Here is a 22,668-nt window from a genome sequence, read left to right as displayed (position 1 = left end):
CTAGAACACGTTCCACCAACCCGCCAGGCCTGACGACTGATCAGATTCCCATGACCGGGTCAAGAATTCATTAGAGACCCGAAGCAACGGAATAGTTGCCTGTGCATACGAGGTTTACCCAGCACTTATCTCGCACAGCTCTTCCACTCGTACGGCCTGGAGGCCTCACCCCATGACGCACACGACGACCGAACAGCCCGCCCGGCGGGCGAGCGGGGCCGTGGTCCCGGTACTCGCCTTCGCGGGCATCGTTGTCGCGGTGATGCAGACCCTGCTCGTCCCGGTCATCAAGGACCTGCCGCAGCTGCTGGACACCGCACCCAGCAACGCCACCTGGGTCCTGACCTCGACACTTCTCTCGGGAGCCGTCGCCACCCCGATCATGGGCCGCCTCGGCGACCTCTACGGCAAGCGGCGGATGCTGATCCTCAGCCTCGCCGTGATGGTGGTCGGCGCCCTGATCAGCGCCCTCACCAGCGAACTGCTCACGATGATCGCCGGCCGTACGCTCCAGGGCTTCGCCATGGGCGCCATCCCGCTCGGCATCGGCCTGATGCGCGACATGCTGCCCCGCGAGAAGCTCGGCTCGGCGATGGCCCTGATGAGCTCCTCCATCGGCGTCGGCGGCGGTCTCGCCCTGCCGCTCGCGGCCCTGGTCGCCCAGCACGCCGACTGGCACGCCCTCTTCTACGGCGCCGCGGGCCTCGGCGCCCTCTCCATCCTGCTCACCCTCCTGGTCGTACCGGAGTCCCCGATGCGCGCCGAGGGCTCCTTCGACCTGCTCGGCGCACTCGGCCTCTCCGCCGGCCTGGTCCTCTTCCTCCTGCCGATCACCAAGGGCAGCGACTGGGGCTGGACCTCCGGAACGACGCTCGGCCTGTTCGGTGCGTCGGCCGTCGTACTCGTGCTCTGGGGCGTCCTCGAGCTGCGGATGAGCGCCCCGCTCGTGGACCTGCGGACGACGGCCCGCCCGGCCGTCCTCTTCACCAACCTCGCGTCGATCATGGTCGGTGTCTCCTTCTACGTCGTCTCCCTCGTCCTTCCGCAGCTGCTCCAGCTCCCGAAGGCGACCGGCTACGGCCTCGGCCAGTCGATGGTCGTCGCGGGCCTGCTGGTGGCCCCGCTGGGCCTGACGATGATGTTCACGGCGCCGGTCTACGCCCGCCTGTCCGCGAAGTACGGCCCGAAGGTCACCCTGATCCTCGGCCTGCTGATCATCGCGATCGGCTACGGCGCCGGGCTCGGCCTGATGAGCGCGCCGTGGCAGAGCCTGGTCATCGCGGTGGTGCTGGGCGCGGGCATCGGCCTCGCGTACTCGTCCCTCCCCGCACTGATCGTGGGCGCGGTCCCGGCCTCCGAGACAGGCGCGGCGAACGGCCTCAACACACTCATGCGTTCCATCGGTACGTCCGTGTCCAGCGCCGTCATCGGCATGGTGCTGGCCAACACCGCGAACAACGTCGGGGGCGTCGAGATCCCGACCATGCACGGCTTCCGCGTCTCCTTCCTGATCGCGACCGGCGCGGTCGCCATCGGTCTGCTGATGGCCCTGTTCCTGCCCAAGCCGAACCGGGCGCCGCAGTTGCTTGCGAGCAGCGAGGAGGACGACGCCGTCGTGGAGCGTGCGGAGGAAGTGCTGCGCGGGTTCCGTGGCCGGGTGCTCGGTGCGGACGGCTCTCCGGTGGCCCGGGCGAAGGTCACGCTGATCGACCGGCGGGGCCGCCAAGCGGGCGCGACGCTGTCCGAGGAGGACGGCAGCTATGCACTTGCCGTGCCGGCCGAGGGGGCGTACGTGCTGGCCGCACGGGCCTCGGGGCATGGGCCGCTTGCGTCTTCGGCTACGCATCCCGGTGAGGATGCGGTGGATCTGGATCTGTCGTTCCCCGATGGGACCGTGAGCGCGTAGCACTCGGTCGGTTCTGTTGTCGGGCGGCTGACTCGCCATCGTGGCTGGTCGCGCAGTTCCCCGCGCCCCTAAAAGCCGAAACCATGCCGCACCCCCTAGCGAGTCTCTCGACCTGGGGTGCGGCAGCATGGGGGCCGCAGACGTACGTACGACCGAAAGGACCCGCATGCCCGCGGCCGCACCCAAGCCCGAGATCCTGGCCGCGTTCGAAGCGGCGAAGGGGTTCATGCCCGTCGATGAGGGGCTGGCGCTCTACGCGGCCGCTGTCGAGGCGGGCGGTCTTGGGTTGCCCCTGCTGGAGGTCGGCACGTACTGCGGGCGCTCCGCGATCCTGCTCGCCGATGCCGCCCGCGAGAGCGGTGTCACCGCGCTGACCCTCGACCACCACCGCGGCAGCGAGGAGCAGCAGCCGGGCTGGGACTACCACGACCCGGAGACCGTCGACCCGGAGATCGGGCTGATGGACACGCTGCCGACGTTCCGCCGCACTCTGCACCGCGCGGGGCTGGAGGAGCACGTGGTGGCGCTGGTGGGCCGCTCGCCGCAGATCGCATCGTTCTGGGGCACCCCCCTCGGCCTGGTCTTCATCGACGGCGGCCACACCGACGAGCACGCCACCGCCGACTACGAGGGCTGGGCCCCCCATGTGGCCGAAGGCGGCCTGCTCCTCATCCACGACGTCTTCCCGGACCCGAAGGACGAGTTCACGGGTCAGGCGCCGTACCGGGTCTACCTGCGGGCGCTGGAGTCCGGCGCGTTCACGGAGGTCGCGGTGACCGGCTCACTGCGCGTCTTGCGGCGGACAGGGGTGGGGCAGTAGCCCTGCCCGTCCGGACAGAAGGCCACACTCCTCACGCCTCGGCGCCTGCAAGGTCGCGTAGTTCATAGATCAACCTCGTGTCTGCCGCCTCACCTGTCTTGGCGCGGGCGACAGCCTCCATGAGGCGTCGGGCGCTGGCGGGCGAGCGCAGCAGATAGACGGTCTCCTGCCAGGCGTCATGGCCGTCAGCGGACAAAGGCCCTCCCCATCTCCGTGTGGCGACATGTTCTCAGTCCCGGAGGACGAGTTCACCGGTCAGCAGTCCGTCGTGAAGCCAAGGGCTGAGTGACTGCAAAATGACAGCACTGACGATAAAATGCAGTCATGACGACTGCGTTCACCGTGCGGGACGTACCCGACGACATCGCCCGCACCATCAAGATCCGCGCCGCCGAGGCCGGCCAGTCGATACAGGGCTATCTCCTCGGCCTCATCGTGCGGGAGGCATCGAAACCCAGCCTCGCCGAGATGGCCGCCCGCGCCGAGCGCTACGCGAGTGACCAGGTCACCCACGACGACATCCTCGCCGCCCTGGATGAGGGCCGGAGGGGCCGGTGATCGTCGTCGATGCCTCCGCAGTCACCGAGTTCCTCACCTCCAGCGGCCCGCTCGCCCGGCGAGTGCGCGAGCGAATCGCGGCCGAGGACGAGATCCACGCCCCGTACCTGATCGACACAGAGGTCGCCTCGTCGGTGCTCGGCATGGGAAAGGGCACCAGAGGAGGCAAGCCGACGCTCGGCAAGGCTGAAGTGGACCGCTATCTCAAGGAGTTCGCCGACCTGCCCCTCACGCGCCATCCGGCCCTCCCCCTCACTGCGCGCGTGCGGACCCTGGCCGCGAATCTGTCGGTGTATGACGCGACGTATGTGGCGCTGGCCGAGGTCCTCGGCCTCACCTTGGTGACCACCGATGCCCGCATTGCCCGGGGCGTCGGACGGATCGCCAAGTGCCGCATCCTCGACTTCGGTGCTTGACCGGAAAGACCGAGGATCCTTGAACCAAACCGGTTCCTGGACCGCGGACTGTGCCACCAACATCAAGGTCGAGCCCTGATCAGCCGCCTTCGCTGAGGTCTCGGTCATCGAGGCGCTGCGCGCCCTGCGGCGAACGGGTTGTCGTTCGCCCCGCGGCTGATCATCGAAGGCTTCCCACGAGCCACCCGTTGAGCCGCCTTGGATCGCATGCACTCCCAGAACGGCCGCTAGGGTGGCAGACGTGTCCTACGTAGGCCCGGACTTCGATCCTCCCCAGCCCCGCCGTCCCCGGCGCAGCCCCCTGACCGTGGCGGTCGCCGCGCTCGTGCCGGGTGCCCTGCTCGGGTGGCTTGTCTACGAAGCGGTGGGCGGGAGCGGCGGTGATGGTGGTGGGACGGCTCAGGCGACCGTACGGACGTCCGCGGCGGCGACCTCCGGCGCGTCCGCCTCCTCCCCCGCCGGCGACGACAAGAACCCGAACAGCCCGGCGCCCACTCTCGCCTCGGCCACCTCGTCGGCGCCCGCCGCATCCGGCCCCCTCAAGGGCAAGGTCGTCGTCATCGACCCCGGACACAACCCCGGCAACTTCCAGCACGCCACCGAGATCGCCCGCAAGGTGGACATCGGCACGAACAAGAAGGAGTGCGACACGACGGGCACGTCCACCAACTCGGGCTACACCGAAGCCCAGTTCACCCTGGACGTGTCCCATCGCCTCAAGGCCCTGCTGGAGAAGCTGGGCGCCACCGTGAAGCTGACCCACGACGGCAACTCCCCCGCCTGGGGCCCCTGTGTGGACCGGCGGGCGCAGATCGGCAACCGGGCCCACGCCGACGCCGCGATCTCCATCCACGCGGACGGCTCCGCGGCCGGCAACCGCGGCTTCCACGTCATCCTTCCCGGCTCCGTCCACGCGGGCGCCGCCGACACCCGCCCCATCGTCGCCTCCTCCGCCGCCCTCGGCGAGCGCATCGCGGGCAACTTCGTCCGCGTCACGGGTGAACCGCCCTCCAACTACGTCGGCGACGGCACCGGCCTCGTCACGCGTAAGGACCTGGGCGGTCTCAATCTGTCAACGGTTCCCAAGGTGTTCATCGAATGCGGGAACATGCGCGATAGCAAGGACGCGGCACTGCTCACCAGCGGGGCCTGGCGGCAGAAGGCCGCGCAAGGAATCTCTGATGGAATCGTGAGTTTCTTGCACGGTTCGTGATCAGCGAGCTGATCCCGGCGGACGCCTTGCTCGGACGGACGATAGTGTCTACCGACGACGAGACGACTTACGAAGGACCTGAAGTGAATATCCGCTCCCTCACACGAGGCGACGGCGTGGTGATCGGAGCAGCGGTGTTGCTGTTCATCGCGTCGTTCCTCAGCATCTACTCGATCGACGGCGCAAGCAGCAGCGACATCCCGAGCCTCTGGGGGAGCGGGCCGGTCGTGCTCAGTGTCGTGCTGGCGGGGATCATCGGTGCCGCGCTCGTCGTCGTCAGCCGGGCCCTGCCGCAGCCGCGCAAGGTCGCGGGGCTGGACCTCGGTCAGTTCGGCATCGCCTTCACGGTCTTCGCCGCATGGAGCGCCCTCGGTAACGTCTTCGACCCGATCGGCGCCGTGGACAACCTCCGCACTGCGGGCAGCGGCCCCGACCCCGGCACCGGTCTGATCCTCGCCCTGGTCGCCACCCTGGTCATGGCCGGCGCCGCCATCGCCACCCCCCTGGTCCCCGCCCTCCAGGCCGCGCTCATCCCCGCCCCCAAGCCCGCCGCCCCCCAGCCCTACGGCGCCCAGCCCCCCGGCGGTTACGGCTACCCCGGTGCCGCCCAGCAGCAGCCCTACGGCGGGCAGCCGCAGGCCGGGCAGCCCTACGGGGCCCAGCAGCCGCAGGCGCAGGCGCAGCCGCCGGCCGGGGAGTTCTCGCCGTTCTGGTTCGCCGTTCCGGTGCCGCGGCCGCTGTTCGCGGAGGACGGTTCGCCCACGCCGATCGCCGAACTGGCGCCGGGCACCTGGTACCTGGCCGTCGAGCAGCGCGGGCCGGCCCTGGTCGCCCAGACGCAGGACGGCCGCCGCGGTGTACTGCAGGACACCTCCGGCATCCAGCGCGGCTGACACCCGCCGACCACCGGCAGCCACCGGCCCCTCGCCCTTCCGGGTGGGGGGCCGGTGTCGTACAGTCGCAGCTTGCAGCCCGTGACTGACTGACCGTCAGGTATCTGATGGAGGCGCCATGCGACTCGGTCTCGCCCTCGGCTACTGGGGTCGCGGCCCCTCCCCCGACCACGTGTCCCTCGCGCAGGAGGCCGAGCGGCTCGGGTACGACTCCGTGTGGACGGCCGAGTCGTGGGGGTCCGACGTCTTCACCCCGCTGACCTGGATCGCCGCCCAGACGTCGACCATCAAGCTGGGGACGGCCGTTGCGCAGATGGCCGCCCGGTCCCCGACCACCACCGCCATGCACGCCCTGACCCTCGATCACCTCTCGGGCGGGCGCATGATGCTGGGCCTCGGGCTGTCGGGGCCGCAGGTGGTCGAGGGGTGGTACGGGCGGCCGTTCCCTAGGTCGCCGCTGACCGCGACCAGGGAGTACGTGGACGTCGTACGGCAGGTGCTCAGGCGGGAGGGGCCGGTCGTGCTCGACGGCCGCTTCCACTCCCATCCGTACGGCGGCGCGGACGGCACCGGCATCGGCAAGGCCCTCAAGTCCATCACGCACCCCTTGCGTCCCGACCTTCCCGTCCTCCTCGGGGCGGAAGGGCCGAAGAACGTCGCGCAGACGACCCGTATCGCCGACGGCTGGCTCCCCCTGTACTGGTCGCCGACCCGCCCGGAGGTCTACGAGGCCTCGCTCGCCGGTGCCCCCGAGGGCTTCCTCGTCGCCCCCATGGCACAGGTCCGGGTCTGCGACGACGTGAGCGAAGGCCTGCTGCCCGTGAAGACCATGCTCGGCTTCTACATCGGCGGCATGGGGCACGCGGCGCGCAACTTCCACGCCGATCTGATGGCGAGGATGGGGTACGAGGAGGAGGCCCGGCGCATCCAGGAGCTGTTCCTGTCCGGGCGGCGCGAGGAGGCCGTACTCGCCGTACCGGACGCCTTCGCCGACGAGATCTCCCTGGTGGGACCCCGTGAACGGATCGCCGAGCGCCTTGAGTTGTGGCGCAAGGGGCCCGTGACGGACCTGCTGGCCCTCTCCCCCGACCGGGAGTCGCTGCGGGTGCTGGCGGAGCTGAACTCCTGAGGGAACCCGTTCGGGTTTCATACAGCATCCGGCGGCAATCCGAAAAGCATGTCTCGATACAGCAGCGGCAATCGAGCCGGGGCGGTCATAGCGATCGTCGCCGACATCATGGCCCTCATACTGGGCCTGTGGATCCTGATGTACCTGTTGGACGCCAACCGTGCCAACGAGCTGGTGCAGTTCGTCCACAACGTGGCCAACTGGCTGGCCGGCTGGTCGCGTGACCTGTTCACCTTCGACAAGGCCTGGGCCCGTGTGGTCGCGGGTTACGGCCTGGCAGCGGTGGTCTACCTGTTCGTCGGCCACGCGATCGCCGGACGGATGACGCGGCACTGACCACCCGCCCGGCTGCGCCCGGAGATCAGGCGCAGCAGTCCGGATCCAGCCCTCTCGGCAGCTGCTCGCCGCCGAACACCGTGCAGGTCGCCTCGTGGCCGCCGAGGGCGGCGACCGCCAGCAGCAGGGAGCCTGCCGTCCAGGTGGTCAGCTCCCGTGGCCAGATCGCCTCGTCCTCGAAGACGTAGCCCGTCCAGTACAGGCCGGTCTCGGGGTCCCGCAGGTGCTGGATCGACTGGAGGATGTCCAGCGCGCGGTCGGACTCGCCCATCGCCCACAGGGTGAGGGCGAGTTCGGCCGACTCGCCGCCGGTCACCCATGGGTTGGGGACGACGCAGCGCACCCCGAGGCCGGGGACGACGAAGCGGTCCCAGCCCTCCTCCATGCGGGCCTTGGCCTCCGTGCCCGTCAGCGCACCGCCCAGCACCGGGTAGTACCAGTCCATCGAGTAGCGGTCCTTGTCGAGGAACCGCTCCGGGTGGCGACGGATCGCATGGCGGAGCGCTCCGACCGCCAACTCCCAGTCGGGCTGCGGTTCTTCGCGCTGTTCGGCGATGGCGAGCGCGCAGCGCAGGGCGTGGTGGATGGAGGAGGAGCCGGTCAGCAGGGCGTCGGTGGTGAAGCTGCCGTCCTCCTCGCCCTTCCAGCCGATCTGGCCGCCGGGCTGCTGGAGCCGCAGGACGTACTCGACGGCCGCGTAGACGGCCGGCCACATGCGGTCCAGGAAGGTGTCGTCCCCCGTGGAGAGGTAGTGGTGCCAGACGCCCACCGCGATGTACGCCACGAAGTTCGTCTCGCGGGCGTGGTCGGTGACGTCCGCGAAGTCGCCGTCGGCGTAGGCCGCGTACCAGGAGCCGTCAGCGTTCTGGTGCCGTGCCAGCCACTCGTACGCCCGCTCGGCGGCCTCGTGCTCGCCCGCCGCGTCCAGGGCCATCGCGGCCTCGGTGTGGTCCCAGGGGTCCAGGTGGTGTCCCCGGAACCACGGGATCGCGCCGTCCTCCCGCTGTACGGCGAGGATCCCGCGGACGGTCGCGGCGGCCTGCTCGGCGGTGAGGACCCCGGGCAGGACGAGGTGTTCTGTCCGGGGAGTGGTCACCGGGCATCCACCGAGGGCAGGTGGGGCTTGGTCGCGTAGGCCACGAAGCTCTTGCCGATCAGGGGGTTGAGGGCCTGTTCGGCGACCCTGGTGGCCAGCGGCTTCTTCATGATGTCCCAGACCAGGAGCTTGTGGTACGCCTTCACCGGCAGCGCCTTGTCGTTGTCGACGCCGAACGCGCACTTCAGCCACCAGTAGGGGGAGTGGAGCGCGTGCGCGTGGTGGGTGCCGTAGGGCTCGAGGCCCGCCTCGCGGATCTTGGCCAGCAGTTCGTCCGCCTTGTAGATGCGGATGTGGCCGCCCTCGACCTCGTGGTAGGCGTCGGACAGCGCCCAGCAGACCTTCTCGGGGCCGTAGCGCGGGACGGTGATGGCGATGCGGCCGCCGGGCCTGAGCACCCGGACCATCTCGGCGAGTACGCCCTTGTCGTCCGGGATGTGCTCCATGACCTCGGAGATGATGACGACGTCGAAGGACTCGTCGGGGAAGGGCAGCGCCAGGGCGTCGCCCTCCATCGCCGTGGCGGTGGCGCCCGCGGGGGCCTCGCCCGCCTCCTTCATCGCGGCGAACCACTTCGCGACCTCGCGGATCTCCTCGCCGTTCTGGTCGAGCGCCACGACCTGGGCGCCGCGCCGGTAGCACTCGAACGCGTGCCGGCCGGCGCCGCAGCCGAGGTCCAGGACGCGGTCGCCCGGGGCGAGCGGGAACCGGGAGAAGTCGACGGTCAGCACGTGGCCCTGCTTTCGGAGTAGACAGCCTCTGAGGCCGCGAAGCGGCCGGGATTCCTGGCGGCGGAGCCGCCGATCGCCTCTCGGTACCGGGCCACCGTGCCCTCGGCGGCGCGCGCCCAGGTGAAGTGCCGCAGCACCCGCTCACGCCCGGCGCGACCGAGCCGCGCCCTCAGTTCCGGGTCGGACAGGAGACGGTTCAGCCCTGCCGCCAACGCCCCCGGATCACCCGGCGGCACCGCCAGGCACGTCTCCCCGTCCCTCCCGGCGACCTCCGGAATCGCGCCGCCGGTCGTCGCGACCAGCGGCGTGCCCGTGGCCATCGCCTCGGCTGCCGGCAGGGAGAAGCCCTCGTACAGGGACGGTACGCAGGCGACCTCCGCCGAGCGGACGAGGTCGACGAGTTCGGCGTCCGAGATGCCCTTGACGAACTCGACGGCGCCTTCGAGGCCGTAGCGTTCCATGGCCTGGGCGACGGGCCCCTCGGTGGGGCGCTTGCCGACGACGACGAGGTGGGCGTCCGGGTGCTCGGTGCGGACCTTGGCGAGCGCCTCGACGAGGAAGACCAGGCCCTTGAGCGGGACGTCCGCGCTGGACGTCGTCACGATCCGGCCCGGCACCACGGGGACGGACGGGTCGGGCGAGAAGAGGTCGGTGTCGGCGCCGATGTGCACGACGTGGATACGGTCGTCCCGTACGCCGAGGTGGTCGATGATCTCGGCGCGCGAGGTGCCGGAGACGGTGAGGACCGAGGGCAGGCGGCGGGCGACGCGCTTCTGCATGCGGGTGAAGGCGTACCAGCGCCGTTTGCCCCAGCGCTGCTGCCAGTTCTCGGCGGCGTCCAGCTCCAGCTGCCGGTCGACGGTGATGGGGTGGTGGATGGTGGTCACCAGGGGGGCGCCCACATCGCCCAACAGGCCGTATCCGAGGGTCTGGTTGTCGTGCACGACGTCGAACTCGCCGCGGCGGGCGCGGAGGTGGCGGCGGGCGCGCAGGGAGAAGGTCAGCGGCTCCGGGAAGCCGCCGGTCCACATGGTCGCGACCTCCAGCGCGTCGATCCAGTCGCGGTACTCGTCGCGCCCCGGGGTGCGGAAGGGGTCCGGGGAACGGTAGAGGTCGAGGCTCGGCAGCTCGGTCAGGCTCAGCCGGCCGGCGTAGTCCTCGCCCTCGTCGAGCACGGGGTAGGGCTGGGAGCCGATGACCTCGACGCGGTGGCCGAGGCGGGCCAGCTCGCGGGAGAGATGGCGGACGTAGACGCCCTGTCCGCCGCAGAACGGGTTCCCTTTATAGGTGAGGAGCGCGATGTGGAGCGGTCGCTCGCCGTCGGCGGCGAGGTCCTCCTGGGGACCCGCCTGACTGGCCTCAGCGGTCACTCTGGGCCCCCTTCTGCCTGCACTGTCCCGCGAGATTACGCCGGGACGCTAATCTAGAACAAGTTTCAGACTTGATCGTCCAGGAGGCTCTGAATCTACCGGCAGGTAGGGGCGCGGTGAGCAGTGGATCAGGTGATTCGCGCCACGGCCGGGGCCCTGCCAAACTCGGTGCGATCACCAGCCCTCACCGACTGTCACGGAACGGGATCCATGCCTGCGCAAGCGAAGGTGGCCAAGGTGGAAGCACGTACCTCGCAGCCGGCCTCCCCGCCCCTCACGGAGCGGCAGGAGGCGCGTCGTCGGCGCATCCTGCACGCGAGCGCGCAGTTGGCCAGCCGGGGTGGTTTCGACGCGGTGCAGATGCGTGAGGTGGCCGAGTCCTCGCAGGTGGCGCTGGGCACCCTGTACCGCTACTTCCCGTCCAAGATCCATCTGCTGGTCGCCACCATGCAGGACCAGTTGGAGCACATGCACGGCACGCTGCGGAAGAAGCCGCCGCAGGGCGAGACGGCGGCCGAGCGGGTCGCCGAGACGCTGATGCGGGCCTTCCGTGCGCTCCAGCGCGAGCCGCATCTGGCCGACGCGATGGTGCGTGCGCTGACCTTCGCCGACCGGAGCGTGTCGCCCGAGGTGGACCAGGTCTCCCGCCAGACCACCGTGATCATCCTGGACGCGATGGGCCTGGAGAACCCGACCGCCGAGCAGCTCTCCGCGGTCCGGGTCATCGAGCACACCTGGCACTCGGCCCTGATCACCTGGCTCTCGGGCCGTGCCTCCATCGCCCAGGTCAAGATCGACATCGAGACGGTGTGCCGGCTGATCGACCTGACGGATCCGACGGCGTCCGAAAAACCGTCCTAGCCGCACCCGAAACGGCGGCGTCTCAGCCGACCGTCGCCAGCCCGCTCCAGCTGCGCCCGATCGCCGCGCCGTCCGCCCACTGCGCGAGCAGCCGTCGGGCGTCCTCCTCGGGGGCCGCGAGGGACACCGTCTGGGCACCTGACGGCAGGCTCCGTTCCTGTTGATGGGTGCCCTCGCTGCAGCAGGCGCAGAGCACGCGAACGCTGCTGGCCGGTTCGGCGCCGTAGCCGTGCTCGCCGAACAGGTCGAGCAGGGCCCGCAGGTCGTCCGTCTCGCCGGCCGCCACGGTCACCTCCAGGGTGGGCAACTCGGAGGCCTCGAAGAGGAGCAGTTCGTCGAAGACGGGGAAGGTCACGCCGTCGAGGATCCGCTCCCCCTTGGGCTCGCCGTCGTGGACGACGATCTCGCCGTACCGACGGCCGCCGGTCACCGGCACGTTCACCACCCGCCCGCGTGTCGGGCACAGCCGCTCGATCCACACGACCTCGCGCTCGCCGCCGGTGTCGAGCCGCACGCAGGCGTTGCCGAAGCCGCCGACGATCTCGCCCTCGCCGTCGGGGAGGTCGATGCCGAAGCCGGCCCAGGCGTCGCGGGCCGTCGCCCAGTCGCGCTGGATGGTCGCGGCGATGCCCAGGTTCCAGTACGCGGGGTCGCCCTCGCCGCGCGGCGCCCGGGCCGCGGCCTCGCGTCCGAGCTCGTACGCCTTCGCCCAGTTCCGCAGGAACTTGTGGGCGAGCGCCGCGTCGTACCACCAGTCGGCGCTCGGTTTCTCGTCCGGGAAACGGGCGAGCACCTGCTCGTAGAGGCCGGCGGCGCGCAACCACTCCTCGGCCTTCCATGCCTCACGAGCCTGCTTGATCAGCTGTCCGGCCTCGGCCTTGCGCACGCTTCCCCGCCCCTGATCGCTCCTACGGCAACCGCAGGAGCGTATCGGGCACGCAAAGGACCTACGAGACGGGTTCCCTTCGCCGGCGTTACCCGGGTCAGGTAGTGGAGGTCGCCTTCCAGTCGCGGACCTCGCGATCCACGGCCTTCCGGCCTCTCAGCCCGGACCGTCGACGTCGGTCCCAGCGGACTGACTGCTTCACGCCAGAATCGGCTACTCCGGTTCGGACTCCCTCACTCGTCCCGTAGGCCAATTCCCAGAATAGAACGCCCGACCGGGAATGAAACCCCTGAAAGTAGATTTTTTCGGACTCTTTTCGGGTCCTGCTCGGGGCTCTACTCCTCCGGCGGGAACACGGGTTCCCCGCTCCCCAACAGCGTGATCACGATCGCCTCCACCGGGCAGTTCTCCGCCGCCTCCAGGATGCGCTCGTTGGCGTCGGGCTCCGGCTCGACGGGGTGCGACTGCATGGCGGAGTCGAGGCGGAAGGCCCCGGTAGCGCGGTGGACGCACTGGGCCGAGCCGATGCAGAGGGAGCGGTCGACCTCGACGTGCCAGCGGTCGCCCATGGTCGCTCAGCCCTCCCAGCCGGCCGGGAGATGGATCATCTTGTGTTCGAGGTACTCGCCATAGCCCTCGGGTCCGAACTCCCGCCCCAGGCCGGAGTTCTTGTAGCCGCCGAACGGACCGAGCATGTCGAGGCTGAAGGTGTTCACGGAGTACGTTCCGGTGCGGACCTGGCGTGCGACTTCGATGCCGTGAGCCACGTCCGCGGTCCAGACACTCCCGCTGAGCCCGTAGTCGGAGTCGTTCGCGATCTTCAGGGCCTCGGACTCGTCGCCGTACGGGAGCAGACAGATCACCGGGCCGAAGATCTCCTCCCGCGCGATGCGCATCGAGTTGTCGACGTCGCCGAAGAGGGTCGGCTCGACGTACCAGCCGCGGTCCAGGCCCGGCGGGCGGCCGCCGCCGGTGAGGATCTTGGCGCCCTCCTCCTGGCCGATGCGGATGTAGTCGAGGTTGCGCTGCTGCTGGCGCCTGGCGACGAGGGGGCCGACCTGGGTCGCCGCATCCAGCGGGTCACCGACGACCAGGGCGCTCGCCGCGGCCGCGAAGGCCTCGGCGAACTCGTCGTAGCGCGAGCGCGGCAGCAGGATGCGGGTCTGGGCCACGCACGCCTGGCCGTTGTTCATCCAGGCCGCCGGGACGACGCCCGCGACGGTGGTGGCCACGTCCGCGTCCGGCAGGACGACCGCCGCCGACTTGCCGCCCAGCTCCAGTGTCACGCGGGTGAGGTTGCGGGACGCCACCTCCATCACACGCTTGCCCGCGGCCACCGAACCGGTGAAGGCGACCTTGTCGATCCCTGGGTGTCCGACCAGGTACTCGCTGACCTCGCGGTCCGCGGGCAGGATCGACAGCACACCCTCCGGCAGACCGGCCTCGCGGGTGATGTCGGCCAGGATGTAGGCGTCCAGCGGAGACTCGGGCGACGGCTTGAGCACCACCGTGCAGCCGGTGAGCAGCGCGGGCGCGAGCTTGGCGGCGGCCACGAACTGCGGGACGTTCCAGGGGACCACGGCCGCCACGACCCCGACCGGCTCACGCCGCACCAGGATCTTCCCGAGCACACCGTCGCGCCGCTCCTCGTACGTGAAGTTCCGGGCGACGGTGATCGCCGCGTCCCACACCATCATCGCGCCGAGCGCCTGCGCGAGCACGCTCCACGAGTACGGGGACCCGTTCTCGGAGGAGATCACTCGGGCGATCTCCTCGTGCCGTACGGCGATCGCGTCCTTGATCCGGGTGACGACCTCGATCCGCTCGTCGAGCGTCATCCGCGGCCAGGGCCCCTCGTCGAAGGCACGGCGGGCGACGGCGACGGCCCGGTCGACATCCTCCCGAGAGGCGTGCGGCACCCGCCCGATGACCTCCTCGGTGTGCGGCGAGACCACCTCGATGACGTCCTTGCCGAGGGGGTCGGTCAACTCCCCGCCGATGAACAGCTGTCCGTGTTCCACGAGCTCGGTCATGGCCGACTGCCTCCCCGAAGCGCCTGTCTCTGACGGTTCATCAGATACGGCACTGATACCAGTTCCCCTCGGAGGAGTCCACGGACCGCACACGAGTTGACCGCGTGGACAGGTGACTTGGGCTCCTATCGAAACGCGTTCTAGTTATACTCGTGCCTGCCTCGCGATGTCCGCGTCGGCCGCCGTGGCTGACCTGCTTTTCTGCTGGGGGTCCGGGGGGTTGTCCCCCGGAATGGCGCAGCAGTGGGCCGAGCGTGGCCGGTTCGCGGTGATTGGGGAGCCCATGACGCAGGTGTACGACCACGGCGGAGGCGTCCGGTCGATCAAGGTCCCCATTCCGGACAATCCGCTCGGCCACACGCTGGTCTACGTCGTCGACACCGACCGCGGCCCCGTACTGGTCGACACCGGCTGGGACGCCCCCGCCTCCTGGGACACACTCGTCGAGGGGCTGGTGGCCTGCGGTACGGCGGTGGGCGAGGTGCACGGTGTGGTCATCACCCACCACCACCCCGACCACCACGGCCTCTCCGGCAGGGTGCGTGAGGCGTCCGGCGCCTGGATCGCCATGCATGCCGCGGACACGGCGATCGTGCGGCGCACCCGAGACACCCGGCCGGGGCGCTGGTTCGCGTACATGACCGCCAAGCTGGTCGCCGCGGGCGCCCCCGAGGAGCACGTGGCGCCGTTGCGCGACGCGGCGCCCCGCACCACCCTGCCGGTCTTCTCCCCCGCCCTGCCCGACCGGGAGATCGTCCCCGGCGAGCTGCTCGACCTCCCGGGCCGCCGGCTGCGCGCGATCTGGACGCCGGGGCACACCCCCGGCCATGTCTGCCTGCACCTGGAGGAGCAGCACCCGGACCGACTCCCGGGCCACGGGCGGCTGTTCTCCGGCGATCATCTGCTCCCCGAGATCACCCCGCACATCGGCCTGTACGAGGACCCCGACGACACCACGGTCACCGACCCCCTCGGCGACTACCTCGACTCCCTCGAACGCGTCGGCCGTCTCGCCCCCGCCGAGGTGCTCCCCGCCCACCAGCACGTGTTCGCCGACGCGCCCGCCCGCGTCCGGGAGTTGCTGGACCATCACGAGGAGCGCCTCACCGGCCTCCAGTCCCTCCTGGTGGAGCCGCTCACCCCCTGGCAACTCGCCGAGCGGATGGAGTGGAACCGGCCCTGGGCCCAGATCCCGGACGGGTCGCGGAACATCGCGGTCTCGGAGGCCGAGGCGCATCTGCGGCGGCTGGTGAAGCTGGGGCGGGCGGAGGCGGTGGCGGGGAGCGAGCCGGTGACGTACGTGGCGGTGTGAAGCGGTCGCGCACGGTGATCCGCCGCTGGTACCAACGGTCCCATGAACCCGTTGCAGCAACTCCTCGCCGAACGTGCCTGCGAGCGTCTGATCCTCGACTTCGTCCACCGCCTGGACCTCGGCGAACCGGCCGCCGTGGCCGAGCTGTTCACGGAGGACGGCTGGTGGGAGTGGCCGCCTCCGGGGGACGGGAGGCGGTCCGAGGGGCGGGAGGCGCTGCGGAAGTACTTCGGCGCACGGCCCGCCGACAAGCTCTCGCGGCGGGTCATGTCCAACATCCGTGTGACGGTGACCTCGGCGGACACGGCCGAGGCCACGTCGTACTTCACGACGTACCGGATCGAGGGCTGGACGGGCGGCATGGTCCCGGCCGGGCCTCCCGTCCAGGTGGGCCACTACGAGGACAGCTTCCGCCGCGTCGACGGCCGTTGGCTGCTCGCCTCCCGCACCCTGCGCCTCCCCTTCGGCGGCCCGACCCCGCGCGTCGGCCGCGGCCCCCTCGAACCCGTCCGCACCGACCGCGCGCCCTTCGTCCCCTTCGGCGACGGCAGCGCACCGCCGCTGTCCCAAGGGGTGCGGAGCGGTCCGCTGCTGTTCACCTCGGGCCAGGGGCCGCTGGATCCGGCGACCGGCGAGATGCCCGCGGACTTCGACGGGCAGGCACGGCAGGTGCTCGCCAACGTCGAGGCCGTCGTCGCGGCGGCGGGCGGCGACCGGCGGTCGATCACCCGCTGCACCTGCTATCTGGCCGACCGCACCCACTTCGCCGAGTTCAACCGTGTCTACCGGGAGTTCTTCACGGACTGCTCGCTCCTGCCCGCTCGTACGACGGTGGTGGCGCGGCCGGTCCGGGACGGTGTGCTGGTGGAGGTGGACGCGGTGGCCGTCGTCGGCTGAGCGCGCGCGCCTACGCGATCGTACGGATCAACTGCTCTGCCTCGCCGAGGAGGGCGGCAAGCATGGCCCGGACAGCCGCTGCATCACCGGGTCGCTGGACTGGAGGCGGACAGCCGTACCCGGGCACGAGGTATGCGTGCGCGCGTACGGGCCCACGACGCCGGAGCCGCCGCCCCTCACAGGCGGTTCTCAGCGTTTTCCTACGGGCCGGTACAGTGGCCAGGTCGTCATCACGCCGTACGGGGGGAAGCCGGTGCAATTCCGGCGCTGACCCGCAACCGTGACCCGCCCGCACCGGGCGGCCAGCCGGACTGCCCCGCGCGGTGGTGACCGGCTCACGCGCGTCGGCAACCCGTCGGCGCGCGGCACCGTCGAGGCATACGGAGCCGAGCCGCCGGGGTCGTCCCGTGCTGCCCGCTCCCGCAGGGAGAGGCACCCGCCGATCATGAACGTCGTCCGCCGCAGCGTCGCGGCACTGGCCGCCACCACCGTCGTACTGGGCGCAGCCGTCCCCGCCTTCGCCGCGTCCCCCTCCCCGTCCCGGCCCGACGGGCTTTTCGGCACGTCCGACCCGAAGTACGACGGCGTCTGGCGCCAGTCGCTGGCGCTGCTCGCGCAGCACACCGTGGGGGAGAAACCGGCGGCGAAGGCGGTGGACTGGCTGGCGGGACAGCAGTGTGCGAACGGGGCGTTCGCGCCGTTCCGCGCGGACCCGGCGAAGCCCTGTGACGCGAAGCTCATGGTTGACACGAACAGTACGGGCGCCGCCGTCCAGGCCCTCGCCGCGCTCGGCGGACACAAGGGCGCCACCGGCAAGGCGGTCTCCTGGCTGAAGTCCGTGCAGAACAAGGACGGCGGCTGGGGCTACGCCCCGGGCGGAGCGAGTGACGCGAACTCGACGTCCGTCGTCATCGGCGCGCTGACCGCCGTGGGCGAGAAGCCGGACCAGGTCCTCAAGGACGGCAGGTCCCCTTACGACGCCCTGCTGAAGCTCGCCCTCCCCTGCGAAGGGGACGGCTCTGGTGCCTTCGCCTTCCAGCCGGACAAGAAGGGCAGGCTGTCCGCCAACGCGGACGCGAGCGCGGCGGCGGTCGTGGGCGCCCTCGGCAAGGGGCTGACCGGGGACTCCCCGAAACCCACCGGCACCACTCCGGCGTGCAAGAAGGCCACCGACCGCGAGCAGGCCGCGCAGAACGGTGCCGCGTACCTCGTCAAGGCCCTGGCCAAGGACAAGCACGTGACGTCGACGCTGCCCGGCGCCAAGCCCCAGCCCGACTACGGCAACACGGCCGACGCGGTCCTCGCCCTCGCCACCGCGGGCCACCGCGACAAGGCTGCCGACGCCATGCGCTGGCTGGAGGCCAACTCCGCCGCGTGGGCGAAGCAGGCCGGACCGGCCGCGTATGCGGAGTTGATCCTCGCGGCGCACGCGGAGACCTCCGACGTCCACGACTTCGGCGGCCAGGACCTGGTCAGGCTTCTCAACGCGACGGGCCCGGCGCCCGCCCGCCCCTCGCACAAGGCAGCACACAGGGACGACTCCGGGGTCAGCGTCTGGTGGATGGTCGGCGTCGGCCTCCTCGGCGGCATCGGCGTCGGCTTCCTGATCAGCGGCCGCAAGAAGAAGGCACAGCCGTGATCCGCCGCGTCCTGCCGCTCCTCGCCGCCCTGTTCCTGGCCCTGACCGGCAACGGCCAGGCGCAGGCCGCCGGCTACCGCTACTGGTCCTTCTGGGACTACGACGCCGGTCACTGGACGTACGCCACCCGGGGCCCCGCCACCGCCCGCCCCTCCGACGGCGCCGTCCAGGGCTTCCGCTTCTCGGTGAGTGAGGACTCGGGCGACTCGGCGAAGCCGCGCGGGGCGGTGTCGTTCCCGGCGATCTGCGCGCGGACGCCCGCCCAGGAGGGCAAGAAGCGCGTGGCGCTCGTCCTCGACTTCGGTACGGCCGCCGACGCACCGTCCGGGGAGACACCGCCGGCCCGTCGCACGGTCTGCGCACGGGTGTCTGCCGACGGGACGACGGCGGATGCGCTGGCGGCGGTGGCGAAACCGCTGCGGTACGACACGAACGCGCTGCTGTGTGCCATCGCCGGGTATCCGGAGAAGGGGTGCGGGGAGCAGGTCTCGGCGGGGAGGAAGCCGACGGTTGCGGCGAAGAACGGGCAGGGGGGCGGGGGGCCGTCGGTCGGGTTGTTCGCGGGAGCGGGGGCGGTTGCTCTCCTGGGCGCGGCAGCGGTGTGGCAGGCAAGGCGGAGAAGGAATGCGTCCTAGGCCCGGGCAACCGCGCCAGGAGAGCGGCACCCCGCCCCGCCGGGTCGCGCTCGCCGCCCCCACGCACCCCCACCGCCCCGCACACCTCCACCCCGGAGCCTGGTGGCTCTGGTCCCTGGGCCTGGGCACCGCGGCCACCCGCACCACCAACCCCCTCCTCCTCTCCCTCCTCATCGCCGCGTCCGCCTACGTCGTAGCCACCTGCCGCGCCCGAACCCCCTGGTCCCACTCCTACTCCGCCTTCCTCAGACTCGCCCTGGCCGTCCTTCTCATCCGCCTCGTCTTCGCGGTGGCGCTCGGCTCCCCCATTCCCGGCACCCACGTGATCGCCACCCTCCCCGAACTCCCGCTCCCCCACTGGGCCCAGGGCATCCGCCTGGGCGGCAGGGTCACCGCCGAGTCGCTCCTGTTCGCCTTCTACGACGGCCTGAAGCTGGCCGCCCTCCTCATCTGCGTGGGCGCCGCGAACGCCCTCGCCAACCCGTCCCGCCTCCTGAAGTCCCTGCCGGGCGCGTTGTACGAGGCCGGCGTGGCGGTGGTGGTCGCCCTCACCTTCGCGCCGAACCTCATCGCCGACGTCCAGCGACTGCGCGCCGCCCGCCGTCTGCGAGGCCGCCCGGACAGCGGGATCCGCGGCCTGCTGCAGGTCGGGCTCCCGGTCCTGGAGGGCGCGTTGGAGCGTTCGGTCGCGCTCGCCGCCGCGATGGACGCCCGCGGCTACGGCCGCACGGCCGACGTCCCGCCCGCCGTCCGCCGCACCGCCGCCGCCCTCACCCTCGGCGGCCTGCTCGGCGTCTGCGCGGGAACGTACGGGCTGCTCACCGCCGAAGGCGGCACGTACGGCCTGCCGCTGCTGCTCGCCGGGGTCGCCGCGGCCCTGGCCGGTCTGCGGCTGGGCGGCCGGCGCAGCCTGCGCACCCGGTACCGGCCCGACCGCTGGGACCTCCGGGCCTGGCTGGTGGCGGCCTCCGGCGCCGCGGTCGCCGCGCTGCTCACTCTCGCCGCCGACGCCGACCCGGCGGCCCTGCACCCCGGTGTCGTCCCGCTCGCCGCCCCCACGCTGCCCCTGTGGCCGGCGGCGGCCGTACTCCTCGCCCTGCTGCCCGCCTTCATCGCCCCGAAGGAGCCGTCGTGATCCGCTTCGAGGATGTCTCCGTCACGTACGAGGGGGCGGTCGAACCCACCGTGCGGGGAGTGGACTTCGAGGTCCCGGAAGGCGAACTGGTCCTCTTGGTCGGCCCGTCGGGCGTCGGAAAGTCGACGATCCTCGGCGCCGTCAGCGGTCTCGTCCCGCACTTCACGGGCGGCACCCTGCGGGGGCGCGTCACGGTGGCGGGCCGCGACACCCGTACGCACAAGCCACGCGAACTCGCGGACGTGGTGGGGACGGTGGGCCAGGACCCGCTCTCCCACTTCGTGACGGACACCGTCGAGGACGAACTCGCCTACGGAATGGAGTCGTTGGGCCTGGCACCCGACGTGATGCGCCGCCGCGTCGAGGAGACCCTCGACCTCCTCGGCCTCGCCGACCTCCGCGACCGCCCCATCGCCACCCTCTCCGGCGGCCAACAGCAACGCGTCGCCATCGGCTCGGTCCTCACCCCGCACCCCCAGGTCCTGGTCCTCGACGAACCAACGTCGGCCCTCGACCCGGCGGCGGCGGAAGAGGTCCTGGCGGTCCTCCAACGCCTGGTCCACGACCTGGGCACCACAGTCCTGATGGCGGAACACCGCCTGGAACGGGTCATCCAGTACGCAGACCAGGTCGCCGTCCTGCCGGCCCCGGGAGCCCCCCTACAACTGGGCGCTCCGGCCGCCATGATGGCCGTATCCCCGGTATACCCCCCGGTGGTGGCCCTGGGCCGCCTGGCCGACTGGTCCCCGCTCCCTCTGACGGTACGAGACGCCCGCCGCCGGGCAGGCGCACTGCGCGAGGAACTGGCGCATCCGCCCCAGCCCCGTAGCCTGCGGGCATGCGTGCCGCCTGGGGCCGCTCCCGACCCAAAGAGAGGCGGCACCCCGTCAGCGCGGGCCAGCGTCACCGCCCCTACCTCAGCCCCCACCCACCGCTGGCTGCCCGTCCTCCGCAGCCACAAGCCCACACCTCCGGCCACAGTCCACCCCACCGCGGAAATCCACGCCCTCTCCGTCCGCCGCGCAAACACCCAAGCCCTCCGCCACATAGACCTCACCATCACCCCCGGCGAAACCCTCGCCCTGATGGGCCGCAACGGCGCCGGCAAATCCACCCTCCTCAACACCCTCGTAGGCCTGACCCACCCCACCACGGGCTCAGTGAACGTCGCAGGCCTCACCCCCCACCGCACACCACCCCCCACCCTCATCCGCCACGTAGGCCTGGTCCCCCAGGAACCCCGCGACCTCCTCTACGCCGACACGGTCGCAGCCGAGTGCACCGCGGCCGACCGCGACGCCGACGCCACCCCCGGCACCTGCCGCACCCTCCTCTCGACCCTCCTCCCGGAGCTCACCGACGTCACCGACGACACCCACCCTCGAGACCTCTCCGAGGGCCAACGCCTCACCCTCGCCCTGGCAGTCGTCCTCACCGCCCGTCCACCCCTGCTCCTCCTCGACGAACCCACCCGCGGCCTGGACTACGCGGCGAAGGCCCGCCTCGTCACCCTGCTCCGCGACCTGGCGGCCGAAGGCCACGCGATCGTCCTGGCCACGCACGACGTCGAACTGGCCGCCGAACTCGCCCACCGAGTGGTCCTGCTCGCCGACGGTGAGGTGATCGCCGACGGTCCGACGGCCGAGGTCGTCGTCTCGTCCCCGTCCTTCGCCCCCCAGGTCACCAAGATCCTCGCCCCGCAGCAGTGGCTCACGGTCACGCAGGTGCGGGAGGCCCTGGGATGACACCGCAGGCCCGCCCCGTCCGCCTTGGCCCCCGTTCCCTCACGGCCCTCGCCCTGGTCAGCGCCGTGGGCGTGGCCGCCTTCGGCTGGCCCTTCCTCGCCCCGCCCAGCTCACAGATCGGCGCCCACGCCCAGGACGCCCCCTGGCTCTTCGCGGGGCTGCTGGTACTGCTGGTGGCCGTCGTGGCCGCGACCATCGCGGAGTCCGGGCTCGGCCCGAAGGCGGTCGCCATGCTCGGGGTGCTCGCGGCGACCGGTGCGGCCCTGCGCCCGCTCGGCGCGGGGACCGCGGGCATCGAGCCGATGTTCTTCCTGATGGTGCTGAGCGGGCGGGTGCTCGGCCCGGGCTTCGGCTTCACCCTCGGCTCGCTCACCATGTTCGCGTCCGCGCTGCTCACGGGCGGGGTGGGCCCGTGGATGCCGTTCCAGATGCTCGCGATGGGCTGGTTCACGATGGGGGCCGGGCTGCTCCCGGGACCCGACCGTCTGCGCGGCCGCGGTGAGCTGGCCCTGCTCGCCGGCTACGGCTTCCTCGCCGCCTTCGCCTACGGCACGGTCATGAACCTGGCCGGCTGGCCCTTCATGGGCTCGCTCGCCTCGGGCATCGCCTTCGACCCGCACGCCGCCGTCCCCGCCAACCTGGCCCGTTTCCTCGCGTACTGCGCGGCCACCTCGCTGGGCTGGGACCTGGGCCGGGCGGTCGTCACCGTCGCACTGACGCTCACGCTCGGCCCGGCCGTGCTCAGGGCGCTACGCAGAGCCACCCGCCGGGCGGCGTTCGAGACGGCGGTCACTTTCGCCCCCCGTTGACCGGTGAACCACCCCACATGACCCACATCACCCACTAGCCGCCCTAGTAGTGCAAATCGGAAGCCATGTCCACGCCATAACCACCTCTGACCTGCACATTGAGAGCCAGATCACACGATCACCACCCCACCCACATACGACCACAACTAGCAAATACGGTCATTGCGGACCCCTTCCGAGCCTGCTTCTCTGGATGACGTCGCACGGCGCCGATGTGCCCTCAGGGCCACGGCGCCGACGCATGCCCC

Annotated in this window: 22 protein-coding genes, 1 pseudogene and 2 riboswitches; of the genes and pseudogenes, 17 read left to right on the top strand and 6 right to left on the bottom strand. The window is 71.3% G+C overall.

The window, feature by feature from the left end; genetic code table 11:
* Positions 1–172: 172 nt before the first annotated feature.
* The 8 genes from ACIBW9_RS04040 (at position 173) to ACIBW9_RS04005 (ending at position 7,271) form a co-directional block, all read left to right on the top strand.
* Entirely contained in the window at positions 173–1,906 is a 1,734-nt protein-coding gene (locus tag ACIBW9_RS04040; protein ID WP_398950950.1) for an MFS transporter, read from the top strand.
* A 166-nt stretch (positions 1,907–2,072) separates the two neighbouring features.
* Positions 2,073–2,726, top strand: a complete 654-nt coding sequence (locus ACIBW9_RS04035; RefSeq protein WP_398950948.1) for a class I SAM-dependent methyltransferase — start codon at positions 2,073–2,075, stop codon at positions 2,724–2,726.
* A 324-nt stretch (positions 2,727–3,050) separates the two neighbouring features.
* On the top strand, positions 3,051–3,284 hold the full coding sequence (locus ACIBW9_RS04030) for a FitA-like ribbon-helix-helix domain-containing protein (RefSeq protein ID WP_398950946.1): 234 nt from the start codon (positions 3,051–3,053) through the stop codon (positions 3,282–3,284).
* Positions 3,281–3,700, top strand: coding sequence for a type II toxin-antitoxin system VapC family toxin (locus tag ACIBW9_RS04025; RefSeq protein ID WP_398950944.1), 420 nt, complete (start codon positions 3,281–3,283; stop codon positions 3,698–3,700). Before ACIBW9_RS04030 ends, ACIBW9_RS04025 begins: the two co-directional genes overlap by 4 nt.
* Before the next feature lie 241 nt (positions 3,701–3,941).
* Positions 3,942–4,913, top strand: coding sequence for an N-acetylmuramoyl-L-alanine amidase (locus ACIBW9_RS04020; protein WP_398950942.1), 972 nt, complete (start codon positions 3,942–3,944; stop codon positions 4,911–4,913).
* An 83-nt stretch (positions 4,914–4,996) separates the two neighbouring features.
* A complete protein-coding gene (locus tag ACIBW9_RS04015; RefSeq protein ID WP_398950940.1) occupies positions 4,997–5,806 on the top strand; it encodes a hypothetical protein in 810 nt (269 codons plus the stop codon).
* 118 nt (positions 5,807–5,924) lie between these two features.
* Entirely contained in the window at positions 5,925–6,935 is a 1,011-nt protein-coding gene (locus ACIBW9_RS04010; RefSeq protein ID WP_398950938.1) for an LLM class F420-dependent oxidoreductase, read from the top strand.
* Between the two features lie 48 nt (positions 6,936–6,983).
* Entirely contained in the window at positions 6,984–7,271 is a 288-nt protein-coding gene (locus tag ACIBW9_RS04005; RefSeq protein ID WP_398950936.1) for a hypothetical protein, read from the top strand.
* A gap of 25 nt (positions 7,272–7,296) precedes the next feature.
* On the opposite strand, the gene ACIBW9_RS04000 is transcribed toward ACIBW9_RS04005, so the two are convergent.
* Genes ACIBW9_RS04000 through ACIBW9_RS03990 form a run of 3 tightly spaced genes read right to left on the bottom strand, consistent with a single transcriptional unit; the run spans position 7,297 to position 10,468 of the window.
* Positions 7,297–8,367: a prenyltransferase/squalene oxidase repeat-containing protein gene (locus tag ACIBW9_RS04000; protein ID WP_398950934.1), complete on the bottom strand. Its 1,071-nt coding sequence runs from the start codon at positions 8,365–8,367 to the stop codon at positions 7,297–7,299.
* A complete protein-coding gene (locus tag ACIBW9_RS03995; protein ID WP_398950932.1) occupies positions 8,364–9,098 on the bottom strand; it encodes a class I SAM-dependent methyltransferase in 735 nt (244 codons plus the stop codon). The genes ACIBW9_RS04000 and ACIBW9_RS03995 overlap by 4 nt, the downstream gene beginning before the upstream one ends.
* The gene (locus ACIBW9_RS03990) at positions 9,092–10,468 is read right to left on the bottom strand and encodes a glycosyltransferase family 4 protein (protein WP_398950930.1); all 1,377 of its coding nucleotides are present in this window, start codon (positions 10,466–10,468) and stop codon (positions 9,092–9,094) included. Before ACIBW9_RS03990 ends, ACIBW9_RS03995 begins: the two co-directional genes overlap by 7 nt.
* Positions 10,469–10,678: 210 nt before the next feature.
* On the opposite strand from ACIBW9_RS03990, the gene ACIBW9_RS03985 reads away from it, so the two are divergent.
* Positions 10,679–11,329 (top strand): TetR family transcriptional regulator, encoded by a 651-nt coding sequence (locus ACIBW9_RS03985; RefSeq protein ID WP_398950928.1) that lies wholly within the window; start codon positions 10,679–10,681, stop codon positions 11,327–11,329.
* 22 nt (positions 11,330–11,351) lie between these two features.
* Here ACIBW9_RS03985 and ACIBW9_RS03980 read toward each other — a convergent pair whose 3' ends face one another.
* The 3 genes from ACIBW9_RS03980 to ACIBW9_RS03970 all read right to left on the bottom strand — a co-directional run bounded on the left by ACIBW9_RS03980 (position 11,352) and on the right by ACIBW9_RS03970 (position 14,248).
* Positions 11,352–12,215, bottom strand: a complete 864-nt coding sequence (locus tag ACIBW9_RS03980) for a tetratricopeptide repeat protein (protein ID WP_398950926.1) — start codon at positions 12,213–12,215, stop codon at positions 11,352–11,354.
* Positions 12,216–12,272: 57 nt separating this feature from the next.
* Positions 12,273–12,460, bottom strand: a riboswitch (TPP riboswitch).
* Between the two features lie 90 nt (positions 12,461–12,550).
* Positions 12,551–12,784, bottom strand: coding sequence for a ferredoxin (locus ACIBW9_RS03975; protein ID WP_398950924.1), 234 nt, complete (start codon positions 12,782–12,784; stop codon positions 12,551–12,553).
* A gap of 6 nt (positions 12,785–12,790) precedes the next feature.
* On the bottom strand, positions 12,791–14,248 hold the full coding sequence (locus tag ACIBW9_RS03970; protein ID WP_398950922.1) for an aldehyde dehydrogenase: 1,458 nt from the start codon (positions 14,246–14,248) through the stop codon (positions 12,791–12,793).
* A gap of 283 nt (positions 14,249–14,531) precedes the next feature.
* Here ACIBW9_RS03970 and ACIBW9_RS03965 point away from each other — a divergent pair, with 283 nt between their 5' ends.
* From ACIBW9_RS03965 to ACIBW9_RS03930, 8 genes and pseudogenes are all read left to right on the top strand, one after another.
* Entirely contained in the window at positions 14,532–15,560 is a 1,029-nt protein-coding gene (locus ACIBW9_RS03965; RefSeq protein ID WP_398950920.1) for an MBL fold metallo-hydrolase, read from the top strand.
* Between the two features lie 42 nt (positions 15,561–15,602).
* Positions 15,603–16,049: pseudogene (locus ACIBW9_RS03960) on the top strand (nuclear transport factor 2 family protein); the annotation flags it as partial.
* Between the two features lie 72 nt (positions 16,050–16,121).
* Positions 16,122–16,457, top strand: a complete 336-nt coding sequence (locus ACIBW9_RS03955; RefSeq protein WP_398952086.1) for a RidA family protein — start codon at positions 16,122–16,124, stop codon at positions 16,455–16,457.
* Between the two features lie 187 nt (positions 16,458–16,644).
* Positions 16,645–16,765: riboswitch (cobalamin riboswitch) on the top strand.
* A gap of 137 nt (positions 16,766–16,902) precedes the next feature.
* A complete protein-coding gene (locus ACIBW9_RS03950; RefSeq protein WP_398950918.1) occupies positions 16,903–18,096 on the top strand; it encodes a prenyltransferase/squalene oxidase repeat-containing protein in 1,194 nt (397 codons plus the stop codon).
* Positions 18,093–18,731 carry an SCO2322 family protein gene (locus ACIBW9_RS03945; RefSeq protein WP_398950916.1) on the top strand — a complete coding sequence of 213 codons (639 nt, stop codon included), beginning with the start codon at positions 18,093–18,095 and terminating at the stop codon, positions 18,729–18,731. The genes ACIBW9_RS03950 and ACIBW9_RS03945 overlap by 4 nt, the downstream gene beginning before the upstream one ends.
* Positions 18,721–19,866 (top strand): energy-coupling factor transporter transmembrane component T, encoded by a 1,146-nt coding sequence (locus ACIBW9_RS03940; protein WP_398950914.1) that lies wholly within the window; start codon positions 18,721–18,723, stop codon positions 19,864–19,866. The genes ACIBW9_RS03945 and ACIBW9_RS03940 overlap by 11 nt, the downstream gene beginning before the upstream one ends.
* Entirely contained in the window at positions 19,863–21,611 is a 1,749-nt protein-coding gene (locus ACIBW9_RS03935) for an ABC transporter ATP-binding protein (RefSeq protein ID WP_398950912.1), read from the top strand. Before ACIBW9_RS03940 ends, ACIBW9_RS03935 begins: the two co-directional genes overlap by 4 nt.
* Positions 21,608–22,420, top strand: a complete 813-nt coding sequence (locus tag ACIBW9_RS03930) for an ECF transporter S component (protein WP_398950910.1) — start codon at positions 21,608–21,610, stop codon at positions 22,418–22,420. The genes ACIBW9_RS03935 and ACIBW9_RS03930 overlap by 4 nt, the downstream gene beginning before the upstream one ends.
* Positions 22,421–22,668 lie beyond the last annotated feature (248 nt).

This window comes from Streptomyces sp. NPDC049541 (assembly GCF_044465725.1).
GTDB lineage: Bacteria > Actinomycetota > Actinomycetes > Streptomycetales > Streptomycetaceae > Streptomyces.
This window is presented reverse-complemented; position numbering and strand designations above follow the sequence as displayed.

Coding starts and splice junctions, on each gene's coding strand:
- ACIBW9_RS04040 (WP_398950950.1), top strand. CDS start 173: ATGACGCACACGACGACCGAACAGCCCGCCCGGCGGGCGAGCGGGGCC.
- ACIBW9_RS04035 (WP_398950948.1), top strand. CDS start 2,073: ATGCCCGCGGCCGCACCCAAGCCCGAGATCCTGGCCGCGTTCGAAGCG.
- ACIBW9_RS04030 (WP_398950946.1), top strand. CDS start 3,051: ATGACGACTGCGTTCACCGTGCGGGACGTACCCGACGACATCGCCCGC.
- ACIBW9_RS04010 (WP_398950938.1), top strand. CDS start 5,925: ATGCGACTCGGTCTCGCCCTCGGCTACTGGGGTCGCGGCCCCTCCCCC.
- ACIBW9_RS04005 (WP_398950936.1), top strand. CDS start 6,984: ATGTCTCGATACAGCAGCGGCAATCGAGCCGGGGCGGTCATAGCGATC.
- ACIBW9_RS03985 (WP_398950928.1), top strand. CDS start 10,679: ATGCCTGCGCAAGCGAAGGTGGCCAAGGTGGAAGCACGTACCTCGCAG.
- ACIBW9_RS03975 (WP_398950924.1), bottom strand. CDS start 12,784: ATGGGCGACCGCTGGCACGTCGAGGTCGACCGCTCCCTCTGCATCGGC.
- ACIBW9_RS03970 (WP_398950922.1), bottom strand. CDS start 14,248: ATGACCGAGCTCGTGGAACACGGACAGCTGTTCATCGGCGGGGAGTTG.
- ACIBW9_RS03965 (WP_398950920.1), top strand. CDS start 14,532: ATGACGCAGGTGTACGACCACGGCGGAGGCGTCCGGTCGATCAAGGTC.
- ACIBW9_RS03950 (WP_398950918.1), top strand. CDS start 16,903: ATGAACGTCGTCCGCCGCAGCGTCGCGGCACTGGCCGCCACCACCGTC.
- ACIBW9_RS03940 (WP_398950914.1), top strand. CDS start 18,721: ATGCGTCCTAGGCCCGGGCAACCGCGCCAGGAGAGCGGCACCCCGCCC.
- ACIBW9_RS03930 (WP_398950910.1), top strand. CDS start 21,608: ATGACACCGCAGGCCCGCCCCGTCCGCCTTGGCCCCCGTTCCCTCACG.